The organism is Arthrobacter sp. TRD_SC_6 (genome assembly GCF_055361185.1).
Genome location: NZ_CM143953.1, coordinates 2,993,238 through 3,017,923 on the forward strand (window position 1 = coordinate 2,993,238; position 24,686 = coordinate 3,017,923).

The 24,686-nt window shown below is 62.1% G+C and carries 26 protein-coding genes; 7 read left to right on the forward strand and 19 right to left on the reverse strand.

Annotated elements, in window-relative coordinates:
* Positions 1 to 49 precede the first annotated feature (49 nt).
* The 3 genes from ACWA1U_RS14195 to ACWA1U_RS14205 all read right to left on the reverse strand — a co-directional run bounded on the left by ACWA1U_RS14195 (position 50) and on the right by ACWA1U_RS14205 (position 4,035).
* Positions 50 to 1,153: an NADH:flavin oxidoreductase/NADH oxidase gene (locus ACWA1U_RS14195; protein ID WP_463722807.1), complete on the reverse strand. Its 1,104-nt coding sequence runs from the start codon at positions 1,151 to 1,153 to the stop codon at positions 50 to 52.
* Complete coding sequence (locus ACWA1U_RS14200; RefSeq protein WP_463722808.1) at positions 1,153 to 2,178, reverse strand: co-chaperone YbbN; 1,026 nt, start codon at positions 2,176 to 2,178, stop codon at positions 1,153 to 1,155. The genes ACWA1U_RS14195 and ACWA1U_RS14200 overlap by 1 nt, the downstream gene beginning before the upstream one ends.
* Positions 2,179 to 2,274: 96 nt before the next feature.
* Positions 2,275 to 4,035: a DUF8094 domain-containing protein gene (locus ACWA1U_RS14205; protein ID WP_463722809.1), complete on the reverse strand. Its 1,761-nt coding sequence runs from the start codon at positions 4,033 to 4,035 to the stop codon at positions 2,275 to 2,277.
* 252 nt (positions 4,036 to 4,287) lie between these two features.
* On the opposite strand from ACWA1U_RS14205, the gene ACWA1U_RS14210 reads away from it, so the two are divergent.
* On the forward strand, positions 4,288 to 5,634 hold the full coding sequence (locus ACWA1U_RS14210) for an AI-2E family transporter (RefSeq protein WP_463722810.1): 1,347 nt from the start codon (positions 4,288 to 4,290) through the stop codon (positions 5,632 to 5,634).
* A 66-nt stretch (positions 5,635 to 5,700) separates the two neighbouring features.
* Here the strand turns inward: ACWA1U_RS14210 and ACWA1U_RS14215 are convergent, their stop codons facing one another.
* Together ACWA1U_RS14215 and ACWA1U_RS14220 are read right to left on the reverse strand one after the other, a co-directional pair.
* Entirely contained in the window at positions 5,701 to 6,489 is a 789-nt protein-coding gene (locus tag ACWA1U_RS14215; RefSeq protein WP_463722811.1) for an alpha/beta hydrolase, read from the reverse strand.
* Positions 6,490 to 6,520: 31 nt separating this feature from the next.
* Positions 6,521 to 6,841 (reverse strand): hypothetical protein, encoded by a 321-nt coding sequence (locus ACWA1U_RS14220; protein ID WP_463722812.1) that lies wholly within the window; start codon positions 6,839 to 6,841, stop codon positions 6,521 to 6,523.
* Positions 6,842 to 6,940: 99 nt separating this feature from the next.
* Between ACWA1U_RS14220 and nucS the strand changes: the two genes are divergently transcribed.
* The 3 genes from nucS (at position 6,941) to ACWA1U_RS14235 (ending at position 9,401) form a co-directional block, all read left to right on the forward strand.
* Complete coding sequence (gene nucS, locus ACWA1U_RS14225) at positions 6,941 to 7,636, forward strand: endonuclease NucS (RefSeq protein ID WP_463722813.1); 696 nt, start codon at positions 6,941 to 6,943, stop codon at positions 7,634 to 7,636.
* 81 nt (positions 7,637 to 7,717) lie between these two features.
* The gene (locus tag ACWA1U_RS14230; protein WP_463722814.1) at positions 7,718 to 8,941 is read left to right on the forward strand and encodes an N-acetylglucosamine-6-phosphate deacetylase; all 1,224 of its coding nucleotides are present in this window, start codon (positions 7,718 to 7,720) and stop codon (positions 8,939 to 8,941) included.
* Between the two features lie 256 nt (positions 8,942 to 9,197).
* Positions 9,198 to 9,401 carry a cold-shock protein gene (locus ACWA1U_RS14235; RefSeq protein WP_463722815.1) on the forward strand — a complete coding sequence of 68 codons (204 nt, stop codon included), beginning with the start codon at positions 9,198 to 9,200 and terminating at the stop codon, positions 9,399 to 9,401.
* Positions 9,402 to 9,466: 65 nt separating this feature from the next.
* Here the strand turns inward: ACWA1U_RS14235 and ACWA1U_RS14240 are convergent, their stop codons facing one another.
* The 13 genes from ACWA1U_RS14240 to ACWA1U_RS14300 all read right to left on the reverse strand — a co-directional run bounded on the left by ACWA1U_RS14240 (position 9,467) and on the right by ACWA1U_RS14300 (position 20,883).
* Complete coding sequence (locus ACWA1U_RS14240) at positions 9,467 to 9,898, reverse strand: DUF2550 domain-containing protein (RefSeq protein ID WP_463722816.1); 432 nt, start codon at positions 9,896 to 9,898, stop codon at positions 9,467 to 9,469.
* A gap of 11 nt (positions 9,899 to 9,909) precedes the next feature.
* A complete protein-coding gene (locus tag ACWA1U_RS14245) occupies positions 9,910 to 10,194 on the reverse strand; it encodes a F0F1 ATP synthase subunit epsilon (RefSeq protein ID WP_463722817.1) in 285 nt (94 codons plus the stop codon).
* A 6-nt stretch (positions 10,195 to 10,200) separates the two neighbouring features.
* A complete protein-coding gene (gene atpD, locus ACWA1U_RS14250; RefSeq protein WP_463722818.1) occupies positions 10,201 to 11,664 on the reverse strand; it encodes a F0F1 ATP synthase subunit beta in 1,464 nt (487 codons plus the stop codon).
* Between the two features lie 93 nt (positions 11,665 to 11,757).
* The gene (locus ACWA1U_RS14255) at positions 11,758 to 12,651 is read right to left on the reverse strand and encodes a F0F1 ATP synthase subunit gamma (RefSeq protein ID WP_463722819.1); all 894 of its coding nucleotides are present in this window, start codon (positions 12,649 to 12,651) and stop codon (positions 11,758 to 11,760) included.
* Between the two features lie 77 nt (positions 12,652 to 12,728).
* Positions 12,729 to 14,363 (reverse strand): F0F1 ATP synthase subunit alpha, encoded by a 1,635-nt coding sequence (gene atpA / locus ACWA1U_RS14260; protein WP_463722820.1) that lies wholly within the window; start codon positions 14,361 to 14,363, stop codon positions 12,729 to 12,731.
* Positions 14,364 to 14,459: 96 nt separating this feature from the next.
* The gene (locus tag ACWA1U_RS14265; RefSeq protein ID WP_463722821.1) at positions 14,460 to 15,275 is read right to left on the reverse strand and encodes a F0F1 ATP synthase subunit delta; all 816 of its coding nucleotides are present in this window, start codon (positions 15,273 to 15,275) and stop codon (positions 14,460 to 14,462) included.
* Positions 15,275 to 15,826 carry a F0F1 ATP synthase subunit B gene (locus tag ACWA1U_RS14270; RefSeq protein ID WP_463722822.1) on the reverse strand — a complete coding sequence of 184 codons (552 nt, stop codon included), beginning with the start codon at positions 15,824 to 15,826 and terminating at the stop codon, positions 15,275 to 15,277. The genes ACWA1U_RS14265 and ACWA1U_RS14270 overlap by 1 nt, the downstream gene beginning before the upstream one ends.
* Before the next feature lie 49 nt (positions 15,827 to 15,875).
* Complete coding sequence (locus ACWA1U_RS14275; protein ID WP_019481292.1) at positions 15,876 to 16,091, reverse strand: ATP synthase F0 subunit C; 216 nt, start codon at positions 16,089 to 16,091, stop codon at positions 15,876 to 15,878.
* A gap of 77 nt (positions 16,092 to 16,168) precedes the next feature.
* Entirely contained in the window at positions 16,169 to 16,993 is an 825-nt protein-coding gene (gene atpB, locus ACWA1U_RS14280; protein WP_463722823.1) for a F0F1 ATP synthase subunit A, read from the reverse strand.
* 75 nt (positions 16,994 to 17,068) lie between these two features.
* Positions 17,069 to 17,401 (reverse strand): hypothetical protein, encoded by a 333-nt coding sequence (locus ACWA1U_RS14285; RefSeq protein WP_463722824.1) that lies wholly within the window; start codon positions 17,399 to 17,401, stop codon positions 17,069 to 17,071.
* Positions 17,391 to 17,888 carry a hypothetical protein gene (locus ACWA1U_RS14290; RefSeq protein ID WP_463722825.1) on the reverse strand — a complete coding sequence of 166 codons (498 nt, stop codon included), beginning with the start codon at positions 17,886 to 17,888 and terminating at the stop codon, positions 17,391 to 17,393. The genes ACWA1U_RS14285 and ACWA1U_RS14290 overlap by 11 nt, the downstream gene beginning before the upstream one ends.
* A gap of 128 nt (positions 17,889 to 18,016) precedes the next feature.
* Positions 18,017 to 19,021 (reverse strand): MraY family glycosyltransferase, encoded by a 1,005-nt coding sequence (locus ACWA1U_RS14295; RefSeq protein ID WP_463722826.1) that lies wholly within the window; start codon positions 19,019 to 19,021, stop codon positions 18,017 to 18,019.
* Entirely contained in the window at positions 19,021 to 20,883 is a 1,863-nt protein-coding gene (locus ACWA1U_RS14300) for a polysaccharide biosynthesis protein (RefSeq protein ID WP_463722827.1), read from the reverse strand. The genes ACWA1U_RS14295 and ACWA1U_RS14300 overlap by 1 nt, the downstream gene beginning before the upstream one ends.
* A 173-nt stretch (positions 20,884 to 21,056) precedes the next feature.
* On the opposite strand from ACWA1U_RS14300, the gene ACWA1U_RS14305 reads away from it, so the two are divergent.
* The 3 genes from ACWA1U_RS14305 to ACWA1U_RS14315 are packed head-to-tail and all read left to right on the forward strand — an operon-like array spanning position 21,057 to position 23,858.
* On the forward strand, positions 21,057 to 21,956 hold the full coding sequence (locus ACWA1U_RS14305; protein WP_463722828.1) for a glycosyltransferase: 900 nt from the start codon (positions 21,057 to 21,059) through the stop codon (positions 21,954 to 21,956).
* 22 nt (positions 21,957 to 21,978) lie between these two features.
* Positions 21,979 to 22,923: a glycosyltransferase gene (locus ACWA1U_RS14310; RefSeq protein WP_463722829.1), complete on the forward strand. Its 945-nt coding sequence runs from the start codon at positions 21,979 to 21,981 to the stop codon at positions 22,921 to 22,923.
* Complete coding sequence (locus ACWA1U_RS14315) at positions 22,920 to 23,858, forward strand: NAD-dependent epimerase/dehydratase family protein (protein WP_463722830.1); 939 nt, start codon at positions 22,920 to 22,922, stop codon at positions 23,856 to 23,858. Before ACWA1U_RS14310 ends, ACWA1U_RS14315 begins: the two co-directional genes overlap by 4 nt.
* On the opposite strand, the gene ACWA1U_RS14320 is transcribed toward ACWA1U_RS14315, so the two are convergent.
* Positions 23,815 to 24,660, reverse strand: a complete 846-nt coding sequence (locus ACWA1U_RS14320; protein ID WP_463722831.1) for an L-threonylcarbamoyladenylate synthase — start codon at positions 24,658 to 24,660, stop codon at positions 23,815 to 23,817. The two genes, ACWA1U_RS14315 and ACWA1U_RS14320, sit on opposite strands and share 44 nt — an antisense overlap.
* Positions 24,661 to 24,686 lie beyond the last annotated feature (26 nt).

Consider the following 24,686-nt stretch of genomic DNA (forward strand, 5'->3'; position numbering starts at 1 on the left):
GGTTCCCACGCTAGCAATGGCCGCCGGCACGGTTCCTCATCCGAAAGGACTAAAAACTCGAAAAGCTGCCCGCGCGCTCGTACTGGGGTGCCCACGGCAGATCCGCTCCAAGCTCATGCGCTGCCCTTTGCCACCAGTGCGGGTCTCGGAGTGCTGCCCGCGCGATGAGCACGGCGTCAGCCTGCCCTTCACGAATGATGCGGTCGGCGGCTGAAGCGTCGCTGATGAGGCCGACGGCGCCCGTTGGCACTCCCGCTTCGAGTTTGACCTGCTCCGCCAGATGGATCTGGTATCCCGGCTCCACCGGAATCACTGCGTTGGGAACGGCGCCTCCCGATGACACATCCACGAAATCGACGCCCCGTTCGGCAGCCTGCCGGGCAAGCCGGGCTGAGCTGGCGCCGTCAAGGCCGCCTGCAACCCAGTCGGTGGCAGATATCCGCAGCAACAGCGGCATTGAGGCGGGAAGGACTTCCCGGACGGCGTCGACGACGGCGAGGGTGAACCGGAAGCGATTCTCCTCACTGCCTCCCCAGCGGTCCCCGCGCGTGTTCACAAGTGGGCTGAGGAACTGGTGCAGCAGGTAGCCATGCGCGGCGTGAATCTGGACCGTGTCGAATCCGGCGTCGACGGCGCGCACGGCAGAGTTCCGGAAGTCATCGACAACCGAGAGGATGTCCGTCTCGGCCATGGCCCGCGGTGCAGAGTAGCCGTCGAAAGCCTCCGCGGTGGGGCCCATGGTGTCCCAACCGCCGTCGTCAACTGAAACCGAACCCCGCCTGCCACTGAAGGGCCACCACGTTGACGCCTTGCGGCCCGCATGGGCGAGTTGGACGCCGATCACGGCGTTCACCGAGGAATTGGCGTGGACGAAATTGGTGATCCTCCGCCACGCCGCTGTCTGCTCGTCGTTGTACAGGCCGGTATCACGGGGGCTGATCATCCCCTGATGATTGACGGCGGTAGCTTCGGAGATGATGAGCGCGGCACCGCCGGCGGCGAACTGCCCGAGGTGCATCAAGTGCCAGTCATGTGGAACACCGGGCGCGTTCGACGCATCAGCTGAGTACTGACACATCGCGGCAACCCAGCCGCGGTGCGCGAGGTGGAGTCCGCGCAGGGAAATCGGGTCGAAGAGCCCGGAGTCAGGCATTAGAACAGTGCCCTCGCCAGCGCGCCCCGTGCCTTGGTGACGCGTGGGTCGCTGACGCCCACGATGTCGAACAGTTCCAGCAAACGGACCCTGGCAGTCTCACGGTCTTCTCCGCTTGAGCGCGCGATGAAGGCGGTGAGGCGGGCGAGTGCGTCCTCGACATGCCCACCCGAGAGGTCGAGGTCCGCCGCCGCCATTTGTGCTTCCACCGATTCGGGAGCTTCAGCTGCCGCGGTACGCAGTGCTGCTGCGTCAGCGTTCTGAAGCCGCTGCATCAGTTCCACCTGTGCAAGCCCTGCCTTCGCGTCAGCATCGGCAGGCTGCTCGGCGAGCGCCTTGCGGTAGGCCGCAGCGGCAGTTGGATAGTCTCCCGCTTCGATTGCATCGAACGCTTCCTGATGCAGCGGTGGAAGGGGCTCTTCGGCGGGCTCCGCTGGGGCGGGATCGGCGGCGTCGTCGTTCAGTGAACCCGTCACGCCGTTCGCCTCCGCAACCTTCAGCAGCTCGTCGACGTAGGAACGGACCTGCGCCTCGGGTAGTGGGCCCTCGAAGAGCGGCACCGGCTGGCCCTTGATCACCGCAACCACTGTGGGCACGCCCTGCGCCTGGAAAGCCTGTGCGATCCCTGGCTGCGCATCGAAGTCCACCCGCGCAAGCAATATAGAACCAGCCTGCTCAACGGCAATGGTTTCGAGGATCGAGAGCACCTGTGCCGATTGGTCGCTCCAGGACGCTCCGAGTGCAATGATCACCGGCACCTGGGCGGAAAGCTGCACCAACTGTGGGAAGACCTGCTCGGTGACGTCGACAATGTACGGGCTGCCTGCCGGCGCAGGCACCCCGGGCTGACCGTTGCCGGGCTGCCCCGCTCCATCTGCCCCGACGGCGCTTTGGCCTGCTGGTCCTTGCGAATTCGGTGCCTGCGACTGTGCCTGCGCTCGAGCCTTGAGGGCAGAAAGGTCCACTGCTCCGCGCAGGTTCATTGACGACGGCCCGGGGCTGCCGGGAGTGTTCGGAATGCTCATGGTTTCACCTTATTACTACGTCAGCGGGGTTTGACTACTCCGTCAGCGGGTTCAGTCAGAGGCGGAACTTCTACGGCCAGTGAGTGCAAGTCAGCCTCATCGCAGTTCAGCAGAGAGCAATTGTTGGGCGGCCCCGATGACCGAGATTTTCCCGCCGCTTTCGACTGATGGGATGTACATCATGACGGCTTCGCCGTAGCGGACATCGATTCCTTCCTCCGTGGAATCCTCTCCGGTCAGCGTCTCGTAGACAGTTCCTTCGAGTGCAATGGAATCCCCCGGACCTTCCGGCACACTGCTGTAGGTGTGGTTCAGGTAGCCAAAGACCATCGCCCCGCCGTCGTCGGTTGAGATCGCGAGCGTGTTTTCTGGAGCAGCCTCGTGGCTGAAGCTGATCTCAGCGGAATCGTTGTCTGCATCAGCCACTACGTCGGATTGGAAGGACGTAATGGCATCGGCGAAGGAGTTCGGCTCGAACGTTTCCGCGTTGTCCCCTTTAGGATCGGTCAGATAGCTCGCGATGGCCGCCACGGCGTCCTGCGGCGAAGTGGACAGCTCCCCGGCTTCGTCCACGGGAAGCTCGCTCAGACCTTCCGGGCTTCCGGCGGTGGGGAAGGTCGTGCCTGGAAGCATCTGGATTGAGGACGTGAGCTTGTAGTTCGACCTGGCATCCGCCTGCACGAGCACGAGTGCCTGTGGAACCGGGTTGGCTTCCCCCTGCGTCAGCGCGACGACCGTGCGGGGCCATCCGCTTCCGTTTGGCACGAGGCTGGTCAACACCGGTTCGGCGGCAACGGGGGTTAGGGCGGGTATGTCGTCGGCCTGCGACCGGACAGCGTAGTTGGCGCTTCTCAATGATGCCGCCGCGCCCGCAGTCCTGGCCTCAAGCAGAGCGGCGTCGGCCGCGGCATCGGCTTCAGCAACAGTGGTTTGCACTGCGCCAAGGATCCGGTTCAGCTGGCTCTCAAGAACGACCGGGTATTCAGCGGGCTCGCTCTCGGCGGTTTCGCTCTCGGCGGGCTCGGTCGGGGTCTCGCTGGAGGTCGGGGTTTCGCTCGAAGTCGGGGTTTCGCTCGAAGTCGGGGACGGCGCCGGCGTCTGGGTACCGGCGTGGGCACCAACGGCGCCGGAAAGCCCCAGGACGGCGGTCAGCGCCAGGGCCAGCGGTCCGTGGCCGGAGCTGGCAACGAAACTGCTGCGGTTGTCCTGGCGGCGGTTCTGCCTGCGGGCATGGGCGCGTGAACCGACTGCAGCGGGCGGCCGGTTCCCTCCGCGGGGCTTGATGAAAGCCAGCGCCACACCCAGGACAATCAACAGCGCACCCAGCATGATGAGCGGCACAGCCCAGGGCGTTGCCGTGTCATTGGGACTCGTGATGGAAATGGCCGTCGGCGCCGGCTCCTCCCCGTCGGCGGCAATGAGGATGGACCACTCGCCCTCTCCGGGGTCCAGCCAACGATGCGTCAGGGTCCCTTCAGCGGTTTCCTCACTGGTCCAGAGGTCGGCGCCACTGGGGTTGGGCACGCTTTCCTCACCGTCGGTGAACTCCGTCTGAAGCTCGTCCTCCCCCACCCCGGTCACGGCGAGGTGGGCTGCGCTCCCGACCCAGGCGTCGACGTCGTTCGCACGCCCGACGGCGAGCGTGAAGGCTCCCTCGGACTCGACCGTGATGTCGACGTCGTCGCTCCCGGATGGCTTGGCGGCTGCATCGATCACGGTGACGGGGCCGGTCTGGACGTCGGCTGGAACGGAAACTGTTACCGTCTCCGGCGGAGCCCACCAGGTGAGCTGGCCAACGCCGAGCAACACCAGCAGCGCGCCGATCACCGTAACGGGAACAGCAAGTGGAAAGCGCACGCAAGAACCTATCGTTCGATATGGGTAGTACCCGGGTGCCGGGCCTCAATAGCAATCCCATGGTAACGAACATGTCTCAACGGCACCTGGCAGCGCCGTTTCCCCACGGATTCCCTCGGGATCCCCTCAACGACGCGCAAAGTGTCGACCGCACAACAGGTTCAGTAACCTGCCCCGCGCTCCTGTTAGTGTTTCGCTAGTCATTGGCGGTGCCATAACCCACACCCCACGCAAACGAGAGCGGGAACCACGGTGAGTGAACACGAGGACGTGCCGATCGGCGAGCCGTTGCCCCGCCCGGTCTCGTCGGTGAGCGGGACGACGGCCTCATCCACATCGGATGGCTCGACTCCGGGGGCCGAACCCGGGGGGGTGCCTTCTCGGTCCAGCGCACGACGGCGGGGCCTGGGTTTCGCCCTGGCGCGCCTGAGGCGCGTGGTCCCGGTGGCCCAACCCCGGCCGCGGTTTGAATTCCCTCCGGAAAGAACCGACGAAGTCCCGGTGGACGAGTCCGTGCACATCAACGATGATCGGCTGAAGTTCGGCGGCGCCCCACAGCGTTCCATGCGCCAGCACCCCATCCACTTCGGCTTCATGGCCAGCGTGGGTGCCGGCCTGGCGCTGCTGGCGTTCTTCATGATCACCAACGTGGGCCAACTGCTCGTCTGGATCGGGGCCGCCCTCTTCATCGCCCTCGGCCTAGATCCCATCGTGAGGTGGCTCGAAAAGCGGCACGTGCCTCGTCCGGCCGGAATTACCATCGCACTGCTTTTCCTTGTGGGCATCATCGCCGGCTTCTTCGCCACCCTCATTCCCACGATCGTGTCGCAAACCACTCAACTGGTGGAACGTGCTCCGGGTTACGCCCGAGACTTCCTCAACTCGGAGTTCTTCCAGAACGTCGATGAACAATTCCAAGTGCGCGAGCGCGTTACCGAGGAAGTCAATAAGTTCTTTGCCGACTCGGAGGCGGTCGGGGGCATCTTCGGCGGGGTGCTGGGCGTAGGTACCGTAATCATCAACAGCCTGTTCGGCGTACTGATCATCCTGGTCCTCACCCTCTACTTCCTCGCGTCCCTTCCGGGCATGAAGAAGTGGGCCTACCGCCTGGCGCCCCGCTCACGGCGTGCGCGGGTTGAGCGCTTGAGCGAGGAAATCACCCGCAGTGTCGGTAACTACGTGATCGGCCAGGCCTGCGTCGCCCTGCTCAACGCCTTCTTCGCGTTCATCTTCATGACGATCGCCGGAGTTCCGTTCTCCGTGCTGCTGGCGTTCGTGGTGGTGATGCTCGCGTTCATTCCGCTGGTCGGCGCACTCATTGCCGCCGTCGTCGTCAGCCTCGTTGCGCTTACGGCGGGCTGGCAGACGGCCGCACTGTTCGCGGTGCTGTACCTTGCCTACCTGCAGCTCGAGGCGTATTTCATCTCCCCCCGCATCATGCAGAGGGCAGTGGCCGTTCCCGGCGCCATCGCGGTCATCGCGGTCATCGCCGGCGGCAGCCTCCTCGGGGTGCTGGGCGCGCTCATTGCGATCCCCACCGCCGCGGCAGTCATGCTGCTCCTCAAGGAAGTGTTCATCGCACGGCAGGACAGCCAATAGGGCTCCGGCGAAGGCGAGACCACGCGCGGCGGTCACCTTCCCGCGCTTGAAAACCGCGCCCCGCTCCTAGTCCGCGCGGGCTGTGGGTCCATCCCAGACTTCCGGAAGCGACGTTGGCGTACCGAGCACGACGCCGGCAATTTCGTCGAGTGCGCGGCGAACGTATTTCTCTCCCACCCAAAGGTGCTTGGCGCCGTCGATACCGACGACCTTCGCCTGCGGGATCCGCGCGAACCGCTCGGTGGCCTCCACTGGCTGCAGATAGTCGTCGTGTTCGGGCACCAGCACGTGCAGCGGGAGCCCCGCCGCGGCCCAGGACCCAAGGTCGGCGTCATCCGCCCTGTGAAGTGGCGGAGAGAGCAGCACAGCACCTTCGATGAGTTCGGCTACCGGCTCCCGGGCGCCGTACTTCAGGCAGAGCTCCGTTCCGAAGCTCCAACCGACCAGCCAGACGTTGGTGAGGCCCTCGTTGACTACCCATTCCACGGCAGCCTCAAGGTCGTGGCGTTCCAGCCCACCGCCGTCGAACTCTCCCTCGCTGCATCCGCGCGGCGAACAGGTACCGCGGGTGTTGAACCGGAGGACCGCGATGTCAGCCAGGGCAGGGAGGCGGAAGGATGCCTTGCGGTAAACGTGGGAGTCCATGAAGCCACCGGCTGTGGGCAGCGGATGCAGGGTCACCAGTGTGGCCACGGGGGCCCTGCCGTCAGGGGTGGAGAACTCACCGACCAGCGTCTTGCCATCCCGCGTCTTCAGCTCGATGTTGCGCCGGGAAGCTGGCAGGACGGTACCCGCACGGATTTCCGTCGGTTCGGTGGAAGTGGAGAACTGGTACGCGGGGGCTGTGCTTGTCATCCCGGTCAGTCTACCCAAGCGATTCCTTCGGCTAGACGGACCGGCGGGTGCGCCAGCAGGCCACATGCCAGTGACGCCGGTCCGCTAACGCGGTTTCCGCGCCGAAGAGGGAGTCCTCCTGCCACGCGACCAGGTGCGCAACCCCGGGAGGTATGTCGGAGAAGCATCCTGGGCACACGTAGTGCTTTGCTGCGTTCCGTTCAGTGATCCTGCGGACCGACCAGACACCGTCGCGGGCGCTCTCCCGGGTGGGAATGCCTGCCCGGGCACGTTCAAGATCGAGCTCCGGCGCCTCGCCCCACTTCCGGCGGGGCTGTCCCCGCGGTTTGCGCGGCTGGTTGGATCGGGGCATGAACCAAGTCTGCATCGGAATCCGCAGGATCTGTGAACAGGATCCGTAAACTGGGATGCTGAAAGCGGATTACGACGACGTCCCGGTAAAGTGCAATGGGTGCGCCTAGTGATTGCCCGTTGCTCTGTTGATTATGTTGGTCGCCTTCGCGCCCATCTGCCCCTCGCTACCCGGTTGCTGATGGTGAAGGCAGACGGCTCCGTGCTTGTCCACTCCGACGGCGGCTCCTACAAGCCGTTGAACTGGATGAGCCCGCCCGCCTCCCTCAGGATCGTGGATCCGGCGGCTGAGGACGTCGAATTGGGCGTGGTGCAGACCTGGAATGTACAGCATGCCAAGAGCGATGACCGCCTCGTCATCAACATTCATGAGCTGCTGCACGAAACCTCACACGATCTGGGCGTTGACCCTGGATTGGTGAAGGACGGCGTCGAAGCTGATCTGCAGAGACTGCTCGCGGAACAGATCAACCTCGTCGGTGAGGGTTACTCACTGATTCGGCGGGAGTACATGACAGCGATTGGACCCGTGGACATCCTTGCGCGGGACGGCTCGGGGCGCACTGTGGCCATCGAGCTCAAGCGCCGTGGTGACATCGACGGCGTGGAGCAGCTCACACGTTACCTGGAACTCTTGAACCGGGATCCGTTGATGGCACCCGTGAAGGGCATTTATGCAGCACAGCAAATCAAGCCGCAGGCTCGCGTACTTGCCCAGGATCGCGGCATTGACTGCCTCACGCTGGATTATGACGCCATGCGCGGCGTCGATGACGTCGACTCCCGTCTCTTCTGACTGACGCCTGTGCCGCCGGTTGTGACGTCACCGGCTGACTCCCGTGCCAGGTGGTGTATTTGGCGCGGATAGAATCGGAACATGACTGAGAGCACCGGTGTGGAGCAGTACGTTCGGGCACGTCTGGTCATGGATCAGACCATTGTCGACGACGGCGTTCTCGCCTTTGCGCAGGGGTTCATCACCTATGCGGGACCTGCATCCGGCTACACCTCCGGTAGCGCCCGCCAGGTCGAAGGCGTTCCGCCCGAGAGCCTGGTTCTGCCCGGCCTGGTGGATGTGCATTGCCACGGTGCGTTTGGCTCGGATTTCTCCGCCGCAGAACTGGATGACTGCCGAGCGGCCCTTCAGTTCCTGCATGGTCGCGGCACCACCACCCTCCTCGCAAGCACCATGACCGCGCCGTTGGAAGACATTGAGACTGCTTTTGGCCGGCTGGCCACCCTGCAGGACGAAGGCCTCATCGCCGGGATCCACGCCGAGGGTCCGTTCGTTTCCGAGGCCCGCTGCGGTGCGCAGAATCCCGATTACATCATCGACCCCTCCCGCGCCGACGTTGAGCGGCTCATTGCTGCGGCGAAGGGACGCCTGAAGACGATGACCTACGCGCCGGAGCGTCCGGGAGCCGAGCTCCTGGTCGAGATCCTTGTCGAGCACGGAGTCGTTCCGTCCCTCGGACATACGGATGCGGACGCTGACTGTGCTGCCGCTTCCCTGAACTCAGCCGGCAAACTACTGGCAGCCGCCCATAATGATGCCGTAAGCGGACGGCCCACCGTCACCCATCTCTTCAACGGGATGCCGCCCATTCACCACCGCTCCCCCGGCCCCGCGCTGTCCTGCCTGCGCATCGCTGCTGCCGGGGGTGCCGCCGTCGAACTCATCGCCGATAACCACCACCTTGCGCCCCAGACCGTGTACTCGGTGTTCGAACTGGTCGGGGCCGACAACATCTGTCTGGTGACCGACTCCATGGCAGCAACCGGATTGCCTGACGGCAGCTACCAACTGGGGCCATCACCCGTGACTGTGCGGGACGGAGTGGTGACCCTTGACCGCACAGGCGGTCTTGCTGGGGGCACCGCCACACTGCTCGAAATAGTCCAGCGGACTGTTGCCGCAGGCGTGGGCCTCTCCCAGGCGGTGCACTCAGCCACCTCCGTACCGGCGGGCATCCTCGGACTTGGTAACGAGGTGGGCAACCTTCGTTCGGGGCTTCGCGCCGACGTCGTTATCACCGGACCTGATCTTCACTTGCAGTCGGTTCTTCGTCACGGTGAATGGATTGAACCGGTTGCCCTTTAGAGCACCATCTCGTAGGCCAAACATTCGCTTAACAATCCGTTTAATCCGTTGTAAATCCGTTGACCGGTGCATTGCCCTATGTGATGCTTATTGCAGTCTTTGTGTACGTGTTTTTCATGCTCGCAAGACAAGTTGCGAGCGTGGAGCTCATCGATGGACAGGCTTTCCTTGACACGGTGGAATTCCCGCGAAGTAACTCGCGGTCGGCACGGGGTGTGCCGGTCAGGAAATTGTTCCATTATGAGGAGACATATAAATGGCACAGGGAACCGTCAAGTGGTTCAACGCTGAAAAGGGCTTTGGCTTCATCACGCCGGATGACGCTGAGGGCGATGTTTTCGTTCACTACTCAGAGATCCAGACCAACGGATTCCGGACGCTGGATGAGAATCAGCGTGTCCAGTTCGAGATCGGTCAGGGGGCCAAGGGCCCGCAGGCAACTGGCGTAACCGCCGTCTAACTCGTTCAGACACATAGAAATGGCCCCCGCAATTCTGCGAGGGCCATTTCTATCTGGTGCGCCGTTCAGCGCCAGGTACCAATGCCTATGACCGGGCCCGCTTCGAGCCACGATGAAAGTCCGGCATAAACATCGAACTTCATGGCGAGCAACAGCTCCTCCCCCTCGTACGTGAGGGTGACAATGATCGCTCCAGGTTGAATGCGAGCCTTTTCACTTTCAGTGGGCTGTCTCCACCCAACCAGGTCCAGTGAACTACGAAGATACCGGTAGCGCGGAATGGGGCTGAGGGACATTAGCCTCAGCCATTCCAGATGCATGTCTGTATAACGACAAACCCCCATCCGCCATCCCGAAGGTGGAAGGCAGATGGAGGCGTCGAAGGTTCCGAGCGCTCTCCGCAACTGGTAGCGCCGAAGGCAGAATGCACCAATGGCCAGCACGACCAGGGTGAAGAGTGCCGCCAGAATGATGAACGTGATAATGAAGCCGTCCACCAGTCAAACTGCTACTTCGTGTCTGCGGTTACGGAACCGCCAATCCTGGCATTGTCGGCAACGATCACCACACGGTCACTATCAACCGAGAAGAATCCTCCGTCAACTCCCACGGTGACACGCTCTCCTGAGACTGGCTGAATGGCGAGCTCGCCTTCGGCCAGAATTGCCAGGACGGGCGAATGCCCGGGAAGAATCCCGATTTCGCCGTCGGACGTGCGGGCTTTGACCATGGTTGCGGCGCCGGACCACACAAAATGGTCCGCTGCCACGATTTCTACTTCAAGTTCAGCCATGGTGGCTTACTTTCCGCTCTGCTCTTGGATCCGGGCCCAGTTGCGCTCAACATCGTCAAGTCCGCCGATGTTGAAGAAGGCCTGCTCTGCAATGTGGTCGAGGTCGCCATTGCAGATTGCGGTGAATCCTTCGATGGTGTCCTTGATGCTCACGGTCGACCCCTCGACACCGGTGAACTGCTTTGCCGTGTAGGTGTTCTGCGACAGGAACTGCTGGATACGGCGCGCACGGGAAACAACGATCTTGTCTTCTTCTGAAAGTTCGTCGACACCAAGAATTGCAATGATGTCCTGCAGTTCCTTGTTCTTCTGGAGGATCTGCTTGACGCGCACTGCGGTGTTGTAGTGATCCTGACCAATGTACTGGGGATCGAGGATCCTCGAAGTGGAGGTCAGCGGATCGATGGCCGGGTACAGACCACGCGACGCGATTTCCCGCGAGAGCTCTGTGGTTGCATCGAGGTGCGCGAAGGTGGTTGCTGGAGCTGGGTCGGTGTAGTCATCAGCCGGGACGTAGATCGCCTGCATCGAGGTGATCGAGTGGCCCTTGGTCGATGTGATCCGCTCCTGCAGGAGGCCCATCTCATCAGCCAGGTTCGGCTGGTAACCCACTGCCGACGGCATACGGCCGAGCAGGGTGGAAACCTCTGAACCGGCCTGCGTGAAGCGGAAGATATTGTCGATGAACAACAACACGTCCTGCTTCTGCACATCGCGGAAGTACTCAGCCATAGTGAGGGCAGAGAGCGCAACGCGCAGGCGCGTTCCGGGTGGCTCGTCCATCTGGCCGAAGACAAGTGCGGTGTCCTTCAGAACGCCCGCCTCTTCCATTTCGACCCAGAGGTCGTTGCCCTCACGGGTGCGCTCACCGACGCCGGCGAATACCGAAGTACCACCGAAGTTGCGGGCCACTCGAGTGATCATTTCCTGGATCAGGACCGTCTTGCCAACGCCCGCTCCACCGAACAGACCGATCTTTCCACCCTTGATGTAAGGCGTGAGAAGGTCGATGCTCTTGATTCCGGTCTCGAGCATTTCCGTCGAACCCTCAAGGGATGCGAAGGAGGGAGCTTTGCGGTGGATAGGCCACCGCTCGGTGATCTCGAGTGCGGACTCTTCGACGTCGAGGGGCTTGCCCAGCACGTTGAAGATGTGGCCTTTCACACCGTCGCCGACGGGTACCGAGATAGCTTCTCCGGTGTCCTGTACGGTGGTGCCCCGAACGAGGCCGTCAGTGGCCTGGAGGGAGATGGCACGGACGAGATTGTCTCCCAGGTGCTGGGAGGTCTCGAAGGTGATGGTGTGCGTCTGACCATTGAGAGTGATCTCTGTGGTCAGCGCGTTGTAGATGGCGGGAATGGCGTCAGCCGGGAACTCGACGTCGACAACCGGGCCGATGACACGGGCAATGCGGCCGGTCGCTCCGGGGGCAACTGAGTCCGTACTGTGCTCAACAGTCTGGGCAGTCATCTCTCTCACTTCATTCGGTAGATGGCGTGGTGCTTATGTTAGTGCTTGAAACGTGTCCGTACGTATCCGCACGGACAGCGGAGGCCTGTTTGCCTAGGACGCGTTCAGTGCGTCCGCGCCGGCTACAATCTCCGAAAGCTCCTGCGTGATTTCCGCCTGGCGGGCGGTATTGCGAAGGCGCGTGTACTTCTTGATGAGTTCGGTTGCGTTGTCGCCGGCGGATTTCATGGCGCGCTGGCGGGCAGCCAGTTCACTCGCCGCCGCCTGCAACAGAGCCGCGAAGATCCTGGACTCGATGTAGCGAGGAAGCAGCGCGTCAAGTACCCGCTCCGGCTCCGGCTCATACTCGTACAGCGGCAGGAGATCGGAATCCGTTGCCGCTTCCTCTTCAACAACTTCTAGGGGAAGCAAGCGGATAACGGTGGGTTCCTGCGTGACCATCGAACGGAATCGCATGTAGACGACGTGGATTTCGTCGACTCCTCCGTCTTCGTAGTCCGTCCCGAACTGCTCGAGCAGGACACGACCGACTTGCCGGGCTGTCTCAAACTCGGGCGCATCGGTACCGCCGGTCCAAACCTGCTCGTACGGACGGCCGCGGAAGTCGAAGTAGGCCTGTGACTTCCTGCCGACAAGGTAAGTCTTGACTTCCTTGCCTTCGCCACGGAGAAGCTCGATGAGCGACTCAGCCTGCTTGAGAACGGTTGCCGAGTAGGAACCAGCCAATCCGCGGTCCGAAGTCATGATCAGTACCGCAGCGCGGCGGATCTGCTCCGGCTCGGTGGTCAGCGGGTGATCAATCTCAGACTGCGACGCGACAGCAGAAACGGCTCGGGTGATGGCGTTGGCATACGGCAGCGAAGACGATACCCGTGCTCGCGCCTTGCCAATGCGAGAGGTGGCGATCAGTTCCATCGCCTTGAAGATCTTGCGCATCGACGTGGTCGACGTGATCTTCTGGCGGTAGACCCGGATCTGGGCTCCCATGCTTGTCCTTTCCTTCGTAGTCCCTCACGGAACTACGGCTCAGGCGGGGCGCCCGCTTTTCGCGGACGCCCTCACCGTTAGCGCTTCTGCTTGACGATCTTTTCCTGGTCGACAGCGTCCTCTGCAAGCGCGCTGTGCTCTTCGTGCCCTGCTACCAGGCCATCGTGGCCCTGGCCGAAGAAGCCCTGCTTGAAATCGGTGATGCGCGACTTCAGCTCATCAACGGTGGAGTCTTCCAGCTGGTTGGTCTGAGCCAGCGTGGTGAGAACCGAAGACTTGTGACGCAGGTGGTCAAGGAACTGGGTCTCGAACTTATTGATGTCTTCGACCGGAACGTCGTCGAGGTAGCCGTTCGTGCCGGCCCAGATCGAAACAACCTGCTCTTCGATCGGGAACGGCGCGTACTGACCCTGCTTGAGCAGTTCCATCAGGCGCGCACCGCGGGTGAGCTGCTGACGTGACGCAGCGTCGAGGTCAGACGCGAACATCGCGAAGGCCTGCATGTCGCGGTACTGGGCAAGATCCAGCTTCAAGGTGCCGGAAACCTTCTTCATCGACTTGACCTGAGCGGCGCCACCAACGCGGGATACCGAGACACCCACGTCTACGGCAGGGCGCTGGTTGGCGTTGAAGAGGTCTGACTGGAGGAAGATCTGGCCGTCGGTGATGGAGATGACGTTGGTCGGGATGTAGGCCGACACGTCGTTTGCCTTGGTCTCGATGATTGGAAGACCAGTCATCGAACCCGCACCGAGATCGTCAGAGAGCTTGGCACAGCGCTCAAGCAAACGGGAGTGCAAGTAGAAAACGTCGCCTGGGTAGGCTTCGCGTCCTGGCGGGCGGCGCAGCAGAAGCGATACGGCGCGGTATGCCTCGGCCTGCTTTGACAGGTCATCAAAGATGATGAGTACGTGTTTGCCGCCATACATCCAGTGCTGGCCGATGGCCGAACCTGCATAGGGGGCCAGGTACTTGAAGCCGGCCGGATCCGAAGCAGGCGACGCCACAATGGTGGTGTACTCGAGGGCGCCCTTGTCTTCGAGGGTTTGGCGCACGGCCGCGATGGTGGATGCCTTCTGGCCGATGGCAACGTAGACGCAGCGAACCTGCTTCTGGACGTCACCGGACTCCCAGTTGGCCTTCTGGTTGATGATGGTGTCCACAGCGATGGCGGTCTTGCCGGTCTGGCGGTCGCCAATGATCAGCTGGCGCTGGCCTCGGCCGATGGGAATCATTGCGTCGATAGCCTTGAGACCGGTCTGCATTGGCTCGTGGACCGACTTGCGCTGGGTAACACCTGGTGCCTGGGTTTCCAGGGCACGGCGTCCTTCAGCCTTGATCTCCCCGAGGTCGTCGATCGGCTGTCCCAGCGGGTCGACGACGCGGCCCAGGAAAGCATCGCCGACGGGAACGGAGAGGATCTCACCGGTGCGGTGGACTTCCTGTCCTTCTTCGATACCGGTGTAGTCGCCAAGGACAACCACGCCGATTTCACGGGTGTCCAGGTTCTGGGCGAGGCCCAGTGTGCCGTCCTGAAAACGCAGCAGCTCGTTCGCCATGACGGAGGGAAGTCCCTCGACCCTGGCGATGCCGTCGCTTGCGGTCGTTACGCGGCCAACTTCGACCCGCTCCGCGTTTCCGGGTTCGTAGGACGCCGCGAACTCGTTCAACGCAATACGGACGTCTTCGGCGTTGATGGTCAATTCGGCCATCTGCAGTCCCTGCTCTCCTGTGTTGTGATCACCGCTGGTTCGGCGGCGACCGGTGTTGTTTTCGTCTGTATCGAAGCCCGAGCTTTAGCTAGGCCACTAAACCGCCATAGTTCGGCGAAGTTCGGACAACCGGGTGACTGCCGTGGCATCCACCACTTCGTCGCCCACCTTCACGCGGACACCACCCACGAGGGAGGGATCCACTGTGACATTGATCTTTAGATCGCGGCTGTAGAGTGCGTTCAGCCCGGACTGAAGACGTGCGTACTGCTCATCAGACAGCGGACGGGTAACGCTGACGTTTGCAATCCACCGCTCCTGGCGCAGGGCTACAAGCTCCACAAAGCGCTTGATCAAGGCTGACGGACGCAGTCCCCTGGGCGAGAGAACGGCCTGGCGAATCAGTAGACGGGCTTCGTCAGTCGCCCGAGGAACGAGCCTGAGTGCCAGGGCCGACTTTGCGGCTGCATTCGCCTGAGGTTCGGACAAAGCCCGCTGCAGGTCGTGATTCGACTCGACGACGCTGATGAAGGAGAACAAGTCGTTCTCCAGGCCCTCAAGCCCTACAAGTCCCTGCCCTCGGTTTTCGGCAACAGCAACTGCAACAGTTGCGGCGAGTGTCTCCAGGGCATCCCCGAAATCACGCGGCTTGCCCCACCGGCGACCGGCCAGATCCTTGACGATCTCCGCGGCTTCCAGTGAGATGCGCCCGCTGACAAGCTGGTCCACGAGGGCCACCTTGTCTTTGCCGTCGCGGTTGGGGTCAGTCAGCGCGCGGCGGAGCCCGGCGTTGCTATCCAGGGCATCGAGTACCCCGAACAGCTCTTCCGACAGCGTGAGCGACGCTCCGCTGAGCCTCGACTCCAATTCGTGCCGTGCGTCCAGGAGGGACTGGCTTGATACGCCTGCCATTACTTGGATGCACCTGCACTCTGGGTAGCGGACTGCGCTTCCAGGTCAGCGAGGAAGCGATCCACGACGCGAGCCGAGCGAGCATCATCAGCAAGGGACTCACCGACGATACGGCTGGCCAACTCAGTGGCCAGAGTTCCGACCTCAGCGCGAAGCGAAACCACTGCCGCCTGACGTTCGGCGTCGATCTGCGCCTCGGCCTGCGCCGTGACGCGGTTCGCCTCGGCGACCGCTTTTTCCTTGAGCTCTGCCAGGATCTGGGCGCCCTCAGCACGTGCTTCCTCGCGGATGCGGTTACCTTCGGTGCGAGCCTCGATCAACTGCTGCTTGTACTCATCGCGTGCGGCGTTGGCTTCGGCCTGCGCGGCCTCCGCTTTAGCGATGCCACCTTCGATGGCTTCAGTCCGCTCAGCAAACGTCTTCTCAAACGCCGGCATGACGAACTTGATAACGATGTACATGAGTACAGCGAAACCCGCGACTGTCACCAGCAGTTCCCAGAGGTTTGGTGCCAGGGGGCTTTCAGCTGCAATTATGACTGCGTTATCCATGTTTCACCCGTCTTTCTACAACTAGTCCGTTGAGATGATCGAAGCGGAACTACGCGCCGATAACGAAGGCGAAGACCAGGCCGAGGATGGCAAGGGCTTCGGTCAGCGCAAGGCCAAGGAATGCGATTGGCTGCAGAACGCGCTGAGCTTCAGGCTGACGGGCCACACCGTTGATGTACGCGGCGAACACGAGGCCCACACCGATGCCACCGCCGATTGCGGAGAGACCGTATCCAACGAGGTTGAGGCTACCCTGTACTTCCATTGTGTTCCTTTCAAGATGCCGCACCATGCGGCAGGTTGGTTGGGATCATCCCCAGTGGGGAAGTCTCAGTTACTGAATTAGTGGGCGTCCGCGTGAAGCGCGCCCTCGATGTAGATCGCAGCCAACAGGGTGAAAACATACGCCTGTAGGACCATGATCAAAGCTTCGAGCATGTACATTGCGATGGCTCCGCCCAAGACCAGCACACCTGTTCCCTGCAACAGGACATTTCCGGAAAGCACCATGAACTCGATGGCGGTGCCAGCAAGCATGACGATCAGGTGGCCTGCCAGCATGGTGGCAAACAGACGGAGGGAGTGGGTTACCGGGCGAACCAGGAAGTTGGAAATAATTTCGATCGGAACAACCAGGGGCAGGATGTACCAAGGTACACCGGACGGTACGACCGACAGCTTGAAGTATCGGATACCGTGCTTCTTGAGACCAATGGCTATCCACAGGATGTAGAAGATTGCAGCGATTGCGTACGCGCTGCCCGGGTGGGAGAAGGTCGGGATCTGCAGCAGCGGTATTGCGCCGAAGATGTTATTCACCAGGATGAAGAAGAACGCGGTGAACAACCACGGCACGTATTTCAGGTAATCACGGCCACCGATGATGTCTTTGCCAATGGAGTTACGCACAAACCCATAGGCTGACTCGCCGAGGAATTGAAGCTTTCCCGGAACCAACTGTCCGCGGCGCGATGCGACGTAGAAGAAGGCGCCAATGATGATGACGGACAGTATGACCAGCAACATCTGCTTGCCGAATCCCGGCGTGAACCAGACTCCGTAGTCGGAGTTCCAAGGCAGGATGTTCGGCGGGTGCGCCTCATCTATCGTGGGAGCAACAAAGCCCTCTTCAGAAGCTGTTTGAGCGGGGAGCGCAAGCGCGATCAACGCGTTTCCTCTCTGCAGTGTCCATCGTTGGGCATGGTCTGATCGGGCATAGCATTGCTGCTCCGCCAAATGAAGTTATTGGACGTCACTCTGAGTTTCGCCCGGGCCAGGCCGCTCTCCCGGCATTTCGCCGGGGTCAGCTTGGTTGGATCGGGTTAGGTTGTGCTTGTGTGAGAGGTAGAAACCACCCACCGCACCCAAGAGGCCCCCAGCAAGCACGAACCATCGCGTTTCCAGGAGGTTGTCCAGGCCCCAGCCTATCAAACTCCAGACCAAGATCCCGCCAACTATATAGCTGAAGACGGCGATCCCCGCGTTGTAGCCAGCTTCGCCGTAGCGCCCGCGAGAGTCCTCTGTAGCGCGGGGAACGCCTTCACCGGTTTGGGGATTGGGGGTCTCATCCTGCATGGCTTTCCTCCCCGGAGCTAGAGACAGCAGCCTCGTCGTAGAGCTGATGCCTGGCGCGTCCGAAAACAACTACTTCTACGGTCTGCCACAGCACAACCGTGCCGACCGCAGCGCCGAAGAACCAGTGGCGGTCCAACCATTCGGGTACTCCGAGAAGGAAGAGCACAGCAGCAAATCCGACGACCTTGATGGCATAGGTCACAGCGAAGATGCCGAGTGCACCTGAAGGATTATTACGCCCCACGTAGTGACCGATAAGGAGGCTGATGCCAAAGAAGAAGGCGACAAGAGTCCAGCCCAGGAGCGCACTGCCGGCCGCTCCGGCTCCGTTCACAACGAGGGCCACCAGTGCCGCGAGCGCCAGCGCCGCACCCGTAGTAGCCGCACAGCGGACGAGGATCTTCAGCCAGATCGAAGAAGTGGGTTCAGAGGCTCCGTTGACACCGACGTCAGCAGCACCGGCGCGAGGAGCGTCTGGCGATTTCATGCGGATCCATCCGTGAGCAAGTGATTAAAAGCGGCGGAATTGGCCACCCGTCAGTCGACAATTCTACAGCAGATAGAAATCACCTGTTACGTGAAGTGCTCTAGCCACTGGATCGAGTTGGCGAAATGCTAAGAGACAACTGCCTTCGCCCGGCGGCCCAGAATCTGCGGCGAGTAGAGGTATAACACAACAACAGCTGCCGCGAACAGCGAACAGGTGATGGCGAGGGGAGCTGGAGCAGTTGCCAGGATGAACCCTGCAACCCCTACCGAAATCGAGCTGACGGAGACGACCAGCGCGGCCTGGACGTGTGAAAGCCCCACGTCGGTCAGCTGTTGGTAGACATGCTCACGGTGGGACGCGTACCACCGCTGACCGGCCCGGACCCTTCGAAGGAAGGTCACGAAGGTGTCCGCGAGGTAAATCAATACCGGAGCGAGGAGGTACTCGACGTAGACACCTGTAAGGAGGCCGGCAACCGCCATGCTGGCAATGGACGCTCCCAGCAAGTAGCTGCCCACATCACCGAGGAAGACGAACCCCCGGCCCAGGTTCCACGGAAGGAAGCCGGCGAAAGCTGCTGCGACAACCAGGCCGGCCACCGTCAGCCAGAACTGATCCGCCATCACCCCGGCCACCGCGTAGAAGATTCCCACCACCACACCGTGGAACCCCGAGATTCCGTTGATACCGTCCATGAAGTTCGCTGCGTTGACGTAGGCGGCAACCGCGAGCGCACCAACCGGAATCCACCAATAGGACTGGTCAATGGTCCACGCAAGGGCAGCCGTCCCCACCGCCCCGATAGCAAGCTGAATTATTGCTCGCAACTGGATGGAGAGACCACGGTAGTCTTCGATCCACCCCAATACGGCAGCCGAACCGACCATCGCGAGCACAATCAGCACGATCGATCGGTCGACCGGGACGAGTCCGGTGACGATGGAGAGTACCAAGCCGACGACGATCCCCACTCCGACAGTGATACCCACTCCGCGAATGACCACTGTGTTGTGGGACGAGCGCTCATTCGGGATATCAAGCACACCCAGCTTATGGAGCAACGGCTTGAGGGCGAACGGAAGGGACACACTTGCCAGCAAAGCGGCGCCGACCACCAGCCAGAGCAGCATTACGCACCCTCATCTATGGAACGACTGTTCTCCGCTGAGTAGTGTTCAATGCCGCCCTTGACCTTCCAGTCACGGAGGTCAAGCAGCCCCGGATCGAGAGCTGACACCTGAGTGTGCGAAATCTTCGGGTGGAGCGGACGGGTGTCCTCCTCGTCCACACCCACCAGGTCCTCGTGCAGTTTCTCCCCCTTGCGCAGGCCCGTGAAGACGATGCCGATATCCTTCCCGGACATCGCGATCATGCGCTGCGCAACGTCGAGGATTTTCACCGGTTCACCCATGTCAAGGATGAGCACTTCACCGCCGCGTCCAATCGCGCCTGCCTGGATCACCAGTTGGCATGCTTCAGGAATGGTCATGAAGAAGCGCGTGACCTCCGGGTCCGTCACGGTGATGGGTCCACCAACCCGAATCTGCTCCGTGAAAAGCGGCAGCATCGACCCGCGGCTGCCGATGACGTTGCCGAAGCGCACCGAGACGTACTTGCGCCCTTCGGAGCCCGCAGTCCAGGCCGTGAGCTTTTCCGCAACACGCTTCGAGTGGCCAAGAACGCTCGTGGGATTGGCGGCCTTATCGGTCGAGATATTGACGAAGTTGCTGACTCCGGCAGCTTCAGCAGCACGGAGCACGTTAAGCGTGCCAAGGACGTTGGTCTTCCATGCCTCCTCCGGATACTGCTCCAGGAGGGAAACGTGTTTCAGGGCTGCCGCGTGAAATACGACTTCCGGCTTGCGGTCAATAAAGATCGCTTTCAGGTTTTCACCCTCGCGGATGTCAGCGAGAACGGTATCCCGGCCAGTCAACAGGCCCCGGCCCGTCATGGATATCTGCGTAGATTGCAAACCGGTCTCATCCCGGTCGAGCATGATGAGCTCGGATGGGCCATATTCGGCGAGCTGCCGGCACAGCTCGGATCCGATTGATCCTCCAGCACCGGTCACGAGGACCCGCCTACCGGCGATGTAACCGGATACTTCCTCGGCGTGAATGTCCACCGGGCTTCTGCCTATGAGGTCCTCGACAGCTACTTCCCGGAAATTCGTGAATCCGTTGGACCCTCCCCCAGCCAGCATCTCTCGCAACGGAGGCAACACCAGTACGCGCATGTTGAGGCCCGCCACCAGGTCCGAAACCCGCCGGACCTGTGCTGCTTCGACGTTCGCGAACGCGATGATCAGTGCGGAGGCGCGGGTACGGCGTGCAATCTCTGGAAGGTCTTCCAACTTGCCCAGGACAGGAACGGTGGACAGCCGCAGGTGTTTCTTGGCTGGGTCATCGTCAATGAGGCCTACCGGGAAGTAGGGCGACTCGGAATCCTGCATCATGCGCGTTGCGAGCGATTTACCGAGGAACCCGGCACCATAGATCAGCGTGCGCTGGGCGTCGTCCCCCGGCTTGGCCTTGCTCTCCACATACATGCGTTTGAGGTACCGGGTGGATGCCATGAACATGCAGGCGAACGGGAAAGCAATAATTCCGACACTGCGCGGGACTTCAATGAAGGAGAAGAACGCAACACTGACCAGCAGCATGATGACCGAAACTATGACCGTCACGATGACCAGCAACTTCGCCTCATGGAAACTACCGAAGGCATAGCGTCCGCGGTAAAGCGCGAAACTGGTTCCGATGACGAGTTGGGAGATGACCGCCACCGAACAGAGAGCGATGATGCCCGGAAGGTTGACCTGGTTCACCAGGAGTTCCAGTCGCAGGATCAGAGCCAGCAGAATTGCAACTATCCATGCCGCTGAGTCAAAGGCGTACTGCGACCAGAGCCACAGAGCCGGCTTGTCCGTCCGAAAGGCGGAGTTGTTCCGGCTATCCCCCGTGGAGGAGTCCTGATTGTCCGTCTGAGTCATGGTTCCTTTGTGGTGCAGCAGGCACCAGCGTCAGCCGCAGTCAAGCACCAACGCAGAGCCGCTCGGCCGTGTAATAGACTTTCCCTACCCGAGAATACTAGCCCCACCGGTGCACGCCCCCGCGTGCGGGACACGTGCAATTTGCACGGTGGGAGCTGGCCGAAAGGACCGTTTTGCAGGAAACCGTGGCTGTAGCGGCAGTGACCTTTGACAGGCCCGACGACGTACAGACACTCCTGGGAGCCCTTTCGCGGCAGGATCATTCGCCGGTGTCCGTCGCCCTGGTCGATTCGGGAACACAGGACGTCAGCGCCATCGCTGCTATGGCGGATGCACCGGTCAACTACATACGCTCCCAAAGTAACCTCGGAGGGGCGGGGGGGTTTTCCCTAGCTATCCTCTCGGCTATGGCCAGCGGCGCTGACTGGATCTGGATCATGGATGATGATGCCCATCCCGAGGATGCAGCAGTACTCAGCAAACTGCTCGAGGCCGCTCACTCGCGCGGCCTCGACGTCGTATTGCCGATCATCGTGGCGCCCGGGGACCACACGCGGCTCTCGTTCCCCTTCCGCGTCGAGGGGCACACCACCCACGACCGGGCGCGGGTAGAGGAGCTTGGGTTCATCCCCAACGTCGGCCAGTTCTTCAATGGCGCACTGATCCGCGCTGAGGTCTTTTTCCGCGTGGGCCTGCCGGATGTACGCCTGTTCATTCGCGGCGACGAGACAGATTTCATGTTGAGACTGCGCCGGGCAGGCATCCCATTCGGAACGGTCACGACCGTTGCCCTGAGCCACCCTCCCGGCTGGGCGGAAGTGCAGCCGGTACTCGGGGACCGGTTGCACGTGCTGGTCCCCGAAACCGCGTTCAAGAGGTTCTACTACTTCCGTAACCGTGGGCACCTGACGCGCCGGTACGGCCGCGTGCGGTCATTGGTAGCGGACGCCGTGGGTTATCCGGCCTACTATCTTCGAAGGGGCGACGTTCAGGGCCTTGTCTCCTGGGCCCGGACCTATGCTTCGGGTGTGCGTGGACGGAACTTCGGACCGCCCTCGGATTTCGGCTTCTGAGCCTGTGCAGACAATTCCACGGGTGACGGTCGTCGTCACCACATTCAATCGCGCTGACTATCTGCGCCGTTTGCTGGAAAGCCTTGGCAAGCTGGCCCCGGCACCTGCCGCCGTCGTCGTCGTCGATAACGCAAGCACCGATCACACTGCCGACGTACTCGACCAGGCGGCATGCTCGCTCCCCGTGCCTTTGATTGTGCACAGACTCGCGAAGAACGCCGGCGGGTCCGGCGGTTTTTCCGCTGGTGTTGAGCGTGCCCTCACTGCAGGCGCGCAGTGGCTGTGGCTGATGGACGACGACGTCGAAGCCCTGCCGGGCGCTCTCGGCGCCTTCGCGCCGTATACGGAAACGTACCGCTGCCTGCACGGCAGGCGCTGGGACCACACAGGAAAGCCGTTCTTCTGGCAGCACCGATTCAATGCATTCCTTGGACTGCACCTTCCCGTCCGGGGGGATGTCTTCGCCTCGTCAAAGGTTTTCCAGACCAATGTCGGTTGCTTCGAGGGCATGCTGGTGCATGCCGATACGGTGCGGGCCGTTGGTTTACCTGATCCGCGCTTCTTCATCAACGGTGATGATACGACGTACGGCTGGCTCATCTCCCAGCACGAACCGGTCGTCTACATCGACGAGTACGCGCTCCGCAAGGCCCGCCCGCAGAAGCAGGTCGACCTCGGAGTGAGGCACCTGAACGACTCAAGCAACCTCGCGCGCTACTGCGGCATGCGCAACCGTGGCCACCTTGCCCGTTATCTGATGGAGCGCGGCCGGTTCAACCGGATCGGATTTGCCCTGGGCACCGTCCTTGCAGCTGCAAAGGAAGTTTTCCGGCTGGTGGTCGTCGAACGTTCGCTCAGCGGGCTCGGTTCGCTATGGAATGGCTGGCGGGAGTCGCGCAGTATTCTTCGGGACCCGGGCTGGACACCCATGCCAGCCCTGAACGGTGACGGTAGGGACCCTCAGTGACTTGGACAGTGATCGGCGGCAGCGGGTTTGTCGGATCGGCGGTGCTGCAGAGCCTTTCCGAAGCTGGCTTGGCAGGCATTTCGATCAGTGCGCCACGCTTCGAATCGGTCGCGAGCAGTGCCGGTGAACTGGAACGCGAAGCGGACCGTCATGCAGGTGCGGTTGAGGCCCTGGCCGAACAGTTTCGGGGAAGCGCCGTCGTCGTCAACGCCGCGGGCCTCGCGACGCCCGGCAGCGTCGATTCGCCAAACTTGACCGGGGCGAACGCGCTGCTTCCCTTGCTCGTCGCCCGTGCGTGCGCTGCCGCCGGAGTGGAGCGCCTGATCCACCTCAGCAGCGCTGCCGTACAGGGCCAGCGGCCGGTGCTCGACGAAAGCCCGGAGACCGCACCGTTCTCCCCCTATTCCCGCAGCAAGGCGCTCGGCGAACTCGCGCTCCGCTCGCTGGCCGGCAGTGGAGTCGAGATTGTGACGATCCGCGCCGCATCGGTACAGGGACCGGGCAGGCCGACGACGACGGCGCTCGCGCGGCTGGCTGCCTCTCCCCTGGCTTCGGTCGCGGCCCCAGGAACTGCTCCCAGCCCGGTCACTTCCGTTGATTCCCTGGCGTCGCTGGTCCTTGCAGTCGGTGCCCACAACGGGCCCGTTCCAGCAATAGTTCTGCAGCCCTGGGAGCAGATGACGGTCCGCACCGTGCTGGAATCAGCAGGCGGCACTCCCCTGGTGTTGCCTGCTGGCCTGTGTCGGCTCATCCTGAAAACCGGGTACGGCCTGTCCGGGCTGCTGAAGGAACGGCTTCACGGCTCAATCCGACGGGTAGAACTGATGTGGTTCGGGCAGGATCAACTTGCGGGATGGGCAACCGACGCGGGGATCGTCCTGCCAGGGAAGGTCAGTTCGATTCTTGAACAGGCCGGGGCCCAGCGGCGGCGGTAGCAGCATCGGCTTCATCCGGGTCTGCTGCCACGGAGTTCTCTGCGGTTGCTTCCTCGCTTCCGCCGGCTTCGGTTTCCGGTTCCGCAGCAGTCTCCCCAGCCTCGAAGTCGGTCACCGGCGCCGCCGCTTCCTCGGCTGACCCCTCCTCGACCTTCCCTGCCAGCCGGATTTCCGGCACCACTGCGCGCAGCTCTTCGATTGAGATAACGCCGACACGTACCACCACCAGCGTCTCGCCCGTCGCGTCCACAATGGTGGAAGAGCTGCCGTCGGCCAGCCGCGCACCGTCTTCAAGGTAAACCTCAACGGATTCCCCGAGCTGGGTATGAGCCTCAGCGGCTGTGGTTGCCGCCGGTTGGCCGGTCCGATTGGCGGAGGAAACTGCCAGCGGCCCGGTAAGAATCAACAGGTCCAGGGCGAGCCGGTCATCGGGCATGCGCAGGGCCACCGTGCCGTACGTGTCGCCGAGATCCCAGGTGAGTGATGGCTGTGCGTGGCAGATGAGGGTGAGCCCGCCCGGCCAGAACGCTTCAGCGAGCCGGCGCGCCTCGACACTTACATCGGTTGCAAGCCCATCCATTGTCTGTTGGCGCGGGATGAGGACAGGTGGCGGCATGCTGCGACCGCGCCCCTTCGACGCGAGCAGGGTGGCAACAGCCTGAGGCGCGAATGCATCAGCAGCGATCCCGTAAACGGTGTCCGTCGGGATAACTACGCATTGCTTGGCCGCAAGAGCGCTTTGCGCGCGGGCGAGGCCCTCGCTGCGTTCGGTTGGATCGGAACAATCAAATGTTGCACTCACGCGGGATATCCTTTCACTTCAGGCGG

What these genes read in the sequence shown, in the direction of transcription:
- ACWA1U_RS14195 (WP_463722807.1), bottom strand. Translation starts at nt 1,153, where the DNA reads ATGCCTGACTCCGGGCTCTTCGACCCGATTTCCCTGCGCGGACTCCAC.
- ACWA1U_RS14265 (WP_463722821.1), bottom strand. Translation starts at nt 15,275, where the DNA reads ATGGCAGGCGTATCAAGCCAGTCCCTCCTGGACGCACGGCACGAATTG.
- ACWA1U_RS14300 (WP_463722827.1), bottom strand. Translation starts at nt 20,883, where the DNA reads ATGACTCAGACGGACAATCAGGACTCCTCCACGGGGGATAGCCGGAAC.
- ACWA1U_RS14295 (WP_463722826.1), bottom strand. Translation starts at nt 19,021, where the DNA reads ATGCTGCTCTGGCTGGTGGTCGGCGCCGCTTTGCTGGCAAGTGTGTCC.
- ACWA1U_RS14215 (WP_463722811.1), bottom strand. Translation starts at nt 6,489, where the DNA reads ATGACAAGCACAGCCCCCGCGTACCAGTTCTCCACTTCCACCGAACCG.
- ACWA1U_RS14255 (WP_463722819.1), bottom strand. Translation starts at nt 12,651, where the DNA reads ATGGGAGCCCAGATCCGGGTCTACCGCCAGAAGATCACGTCGACCACG.
- ACWA1U_RS14290 (WP_463722825.1), bottom strand. Translation starts at nt 17,888, where the DNA reads ATGAAATCGCCAGACGCTCCTCGCGCCGGTGCTGCTGACGTCGGTGTC.
- ACWA1U_RS14270 (WP_463722822.1), bottom strand. Translation starts at nt 15,826, where the DNA reads ATGGATAACGCAGTCATAATTGCAGCTGAAAGCCCCCTGGCACCAAAC.
- ACWA1U_RS14245 (WP_463722817.1), bottom strand. Translation starts at nt 10,194, where the DNA reads ATGGCTGAACTTGAAGTAGAAATCGTGGCAGCGGACCATTTTGTGTGG.
- ACWA1U_RS14285 (WP_463722824.1), bottom strand. Translation starts at nt 17,401, where the DNA reads ATGCAGGATGAGACCCCCAATCCCCAAACCGGTGAAGGCGTTCCCCGC.
- atpA (WP_463722820.1), bottom strand. Translation starts at nt 14,363, where the DNA reads ATGGCCGAATTGACCATCAACGCCGAAGACGTCCGTATTGCGTTGAAC.
- ACWA1U_RS14275 (WP_019481292.1), bottom strand. Translation starts at nt 16,091, where the DNA reads ATGGAAGTACAGGGTAGCCTCAACCTCGTTGGATACGGTCTCTCCGCA.
- ACWA1U_RS14200 (WP_463722808.1), bottom strand. Translation starts at nt 2,178, where the DNA reads ATGAGCATTCCGAACACTCCCGGCAGCCCCGGGCCGTCGTCAATGAAC.
- ACWA1U_RS14230 (WP_463722814.1), top strand. Translation starts at nt 7,718, where the DNA reads ATGACTGAGAGCACCGGTGTGGAGCAGTACGTTCGGGCACGTCTGGTC.
- ACWA1U_RS14220 (WP_463722812.1), bottom strand. Translation starts at nt 6,841, where the DNA reads ATGCCCCGATCCAACCAGCCGCGCAAACCGCGGGGACAGCCCCGCCGG.
- atpD (WP_463722818.1), bottom strand. Translation starts at nt 11,664, where the DNA reads ATGACTGCCCAGACTGTTGAGCACAGTACGGACTCAGTTGCCCCCGGA.
- ACWA1U_RS14235 (WP_463722815.1), top strand. Translation starts at nt 9,198, where the DNA reads ATGGCACAGGGAACCGTCAAGTGGTTCAACGCTGAAAAGGGCTTTGGC.